Genomic DNA, 3,592 nt, shown 5'->3' with positions numbered 1-3,592 from the left:
AAGGGAGAAATGAATGTCTGCTTTATCTCCAATAATGACATTACGGGAGGCAATTCCGGCAGTGCCATGTTCAATGCCAAAGGAGAACTTCTGGGGCTTGCCTTCGATGGGAACTGGGAAGCCATGAGCAGCGACATCCTTTATGAGCCGAAGATGCAGCGCACCATCGGGGTAGATGTACGCTACATACTGTTTATGATTGAGAAGTATGGGAAGGCAGGAAATCTGATTCAGGAACTGAAGCTTGCCAATCCTTAACGTGTGCCCCCTGCCTATACTTTTATGGGTGATATTTTCTAAATCACTCCACGGATACGGTCATCGAATGCCGAGAGTGCTGCCTTTGCCCCTTCGCCCATGGCAATGACTATCTGCTTGTAGGGAACATTCGATACATCCCCTGCCGCATATACCCCCGGAAGTGTGGTACGGCAGAAAGCGTCAATCTTAATCTCCCCGGTCGGAGTCGTTTCCAGCTTGTTGCGGAAAGGAGCGCTGTTGGCTGCCAAACCGATTTGCACGAAGATGCCGTCTAACGGGAAGTCGCGTTCCTCGCCGGTAAGGCGGTCCTTGATGCGGATAGAAGTTACTTTTTCCTCGTTTCCATCGACTTTTACGGTCTGTGACGAGGTGAAGATTTCCACATTCGGCAGGCTCTGGGCTTTCTCTTGCAGCACTTGGTCGGCTTTCAGTGTATCGGCAAATTCGAATACCGTTACCTTCCGGCAGATGCCTGCCAGGTCGATGGCAGCTTCAATCCCCGAGTTACCTCCACCGATAACCGCCACATGCTTGCCTTGATAGAACGGACCGTCGCAATGCGGACAGAATGCCACACCGCGTCCTATGTATTCCGCTTCGCCCTCCACATTCAGTTTGCGCCAGCTTGCCCCTGTGGCAATGATTACTGCCGGTGCATGAAATACCTCGCCGCCTACGGTGGAGACGCTTTTCTCCGTTCCCTGCAACTCTACTTTTTCTATCTTCCGCTCCTCGAAAATCTCTATCGGATAGTGCTCTATATGTGTGCGGAGTGCGTTGGCAAGCTCTGTTCCGGTAGTCTGCGGCACGGAGATAAGGTTTTCTATGCCTACCGTTTCCTTCACCTGTCCGCCTATGCGCTCGGCAACAATCGCCACCCGTAGCCCCTTGCGTACAGAGTAGATGGCTGCGGAAGCTCCGGCTGGTCCGCCGCCCAATACCAGCACGTCGAAATCTCTCTCTATCGGCACTTCATCCTCCTGAGGAGCACTGCCGAAGGCTTCTTCCAGCTTCTGCAAAAGTTCTCCTAAAGAACCGCGACCTACGTGAAGCAGCTTGCCATTAGCGTAGACTGACGGCACGGCTTGTATTTTCAGCGCATCCACTTCCTCTTGATTAAGTGCTCCGTCCACCATCTCGTGGGTGACGTGCGGATTCAGCAATGCGATGATGTTCAGTGCCTGCACCACGTCCGGACAGTTGGTACAAGTGAGCGATACATACGTTTGCAGGCTGATGTTGCCTTGCAACGCCCGGATGCGGCGACGAATTGCTTCGTCCGGCAGATTTTTCCCCTTTCCATCGGCATTCAGCACGGCAAGCAGGAGGGAAGTGAACTCGTGTCCGCCGGGGATGCCGCGGAACTTGATGCCGGTTTCCACATCGTCTTTCAGCAATGTGAACTCCAACACGGGGTTCTCCGTCTCACTCATCCGGCAGGAGAGCTTGTCGGAACAGCTTGCCACATCCTTTAGGAATCCGATAAGCTCTTGTGCCTGCTCGTACCCCGGATGATAGGTGATATGAAAGACGTAGCGGGCTTCCAAATGCTGGAATACGCTCCGCACCTGGTCTAATATAGTTGTTTCTAACATGATTAATAGGATGTTTGGGGGTGAAAAAATAGTCTTTTAATATCTCTGATATAGAGTAGTTGCAGTACTTGTGAGGAAATACTCCAGTACTTCTATATAAGTACTGCGGACGTCTTAAAGGAAAGCGGACGTCTTTCTATGGTGAAAGCGCCCGCTCCTCCTATTACTTATCAAATCTTTCCTACAAGGTCGATGCTCGGCTTCAAAGTTTCCGCTCCTTTCTTCCACTTGGCAGGGCAGACTTCTCCATCGTGTGTGGCAACAAACTGTGCAGCTTCTACCTTGCGCAGCAGCTCGTCGGCATTGCGTCCGATGTTGTTGTCCTGTATCTCGGCAATCTTGATTTTACCCTCGGGATTTACGAGGAATGTGCCGCGATATGCCATGCCTTCCTCTTCAATCATCACGCCGAATGCGCGGCTCAGCACGCCTGTGGGGTCGGCAAGCATGGGGTACTTAATCTTGCGGATGCTTTCGGAAGCATCGTGCCATGCCTTGTGCACAAAGTGCGAGTCTGTGCTTACAGAATATACTTCTACGCCCATTGCTTGGAATTGGTCATATTTCTCTGCGATGTCTACCAGCTCGGTAGGGCATACGAAGGTAAAGTCTGCCGGATAGAAGAAGAAAATGGCCCATTTACCTTTTACGTCTTCGTGGGATACTGTTTTGAAACTTCCGTTTTGGAAAGCCTGAACCTTGAATTCAGGGAGTTGTGAGTTGATGATCGGTTCCATAATTTTTCTCTTTTAATAGGTTTAGTTTTTTGTTTTACCAATGCGAAGATTGTGCAGACAGAATGTAGAAGCCAGTTTGCTTGATGATGCTGAGGTGCAACCGACCTTCGCTTTTTCTGTTTGCAAAAATATAGCATTTTTCCCCGATAGAACAAAAAATCCGATTGAAAGATTTTATGGAGCGATAGATGAAATCTATACGACTGCTTGGGTTGCTTTCAGTGAGAGCATTTCCTTGGGTACGGAAAGTTTTATCTCCTTAACCAGCACTTCGAGTAGCGTGTGGCGGATAAAGTTCTTATTGGTCAGCAGCACGACCTGGCGGGTGGGGCAGGGGATGGCGAAGGAACGTACCAGCTCTTTCTGGGCATCGCCCAGTTGCAGAACGGCCAGTTCGGGGATGAAGGTCACGCCTTTGCCGCTTTCTACCATGCGCATAAAGGTCTCCATGCTGCCCAAGTGATAGGCAAGCTGGCTGGCACGTGCCGACTTCATCTGGCAGAAGCGCACCAGCTGGTCGCGGAAGCAATGGCCCTCGTCGAGCAGCCAAAGCTGTTCGCCGTTCAGGTCGGAAGTACGGATTACCTCGTTGTTGAAGAGGGCGTCTTCGCGCGACACGTAGGCAAAGAACTGTTCATAGAACAACGGCGTCTGCTGCAACTCTTCCATACCTGCCAGACTCGCTACGATACCTGCATCTATTTCTCCCGTCTGCAGGGCTTTCTTGATGTCGTTTGTTTTCATTTCGACTACCCGGATGTCGAGGTCGGGGTATTTCTTCATCAGCTGCGGAAAGAAACGGGGCAGGAGGTAAGGAGCTACGGTGGGAAGTATGCCCAGCTTGAAGATGCCGGTCAGTGAGTGTTTTTCTTCTTCTATAATATTCTTTATACGGTTGGCTTGAACCAATATATTCTGTGCTTGTTCTATGATGTGGATACCGACGGGAGTGGGGCATACCGGCTGCTGGCTGCGGTCAAAAATCCGGGTGTCCAGTTC

4 protein-coding genes are annotated in these 3,592 nt (G+C 50.8%); 1 reads left to right on the top strand and 3 read right to left on the bottom strand.

What is annotated here, in order from left to right:
- A partial coding sequence (locus ABUA47_RS12265; RefSeq protein ID WP_349831630.1) for a S46 family peptidase occupies positions 1-258 on the top strand: 258 nt, incomplete at its 5' end.
- A gap of 38 nt (positions 259-296) precedes the next feature.
- Here the strand turns inward: ABUA47_RS12265 and ahpF are convergent.
- The 3 genes from ahpF to ABUA47_RS12250 all read right to left on the bottom strand — a co-directional run.
- Positions 297-1,856, bottom strand: a complete 1,560-nt coding sequence (gene ahpF, locus ABUA47_RS12260; RefSeq protein WP_035447588.1) for an alkyl hydroperoxide reductase subunit F — start codon at positions 1,854-1,856, stop codon at positions 297-299.
- Between the two features lie 170 nt (positions 1,857-2,026).
- Positions 2,027-2,593: an alkyl hydroperoxide reductase subunit C gene (gene ahpC / locus ABUA47_RS12255; protein WP_005826106.1), complete on the bottom strand. Its 567-nt coding sequence runs from the start codon at positions 2,591-2,593 to the stop codon at positions 2,027-2,029.
- Positions 2,594-2,788: 195 nt separating this feature from the next.
- Positions 2,789-3,592: LysR substrate-binding domain-containing protein (locus tag ABUA47_RS12250; protein WP_349831629.1), on the bottom strand; the 804-nt coding region annotated here is incomplete at its 5' end.

Source organism: Bacteroides sp. RTP31139st1_H2_RTP31139_211217, from assembly GCF_040227615.1.
GTDB lineage: Bacteria > Bacteroidota > Bacteroidia > Bacteroidales > Bacteroidaceae > Bacteroides > Bacteroides uniformis.
This window is presented reverse-complemented; position numbering and strand designations above follow the sequence as displayed.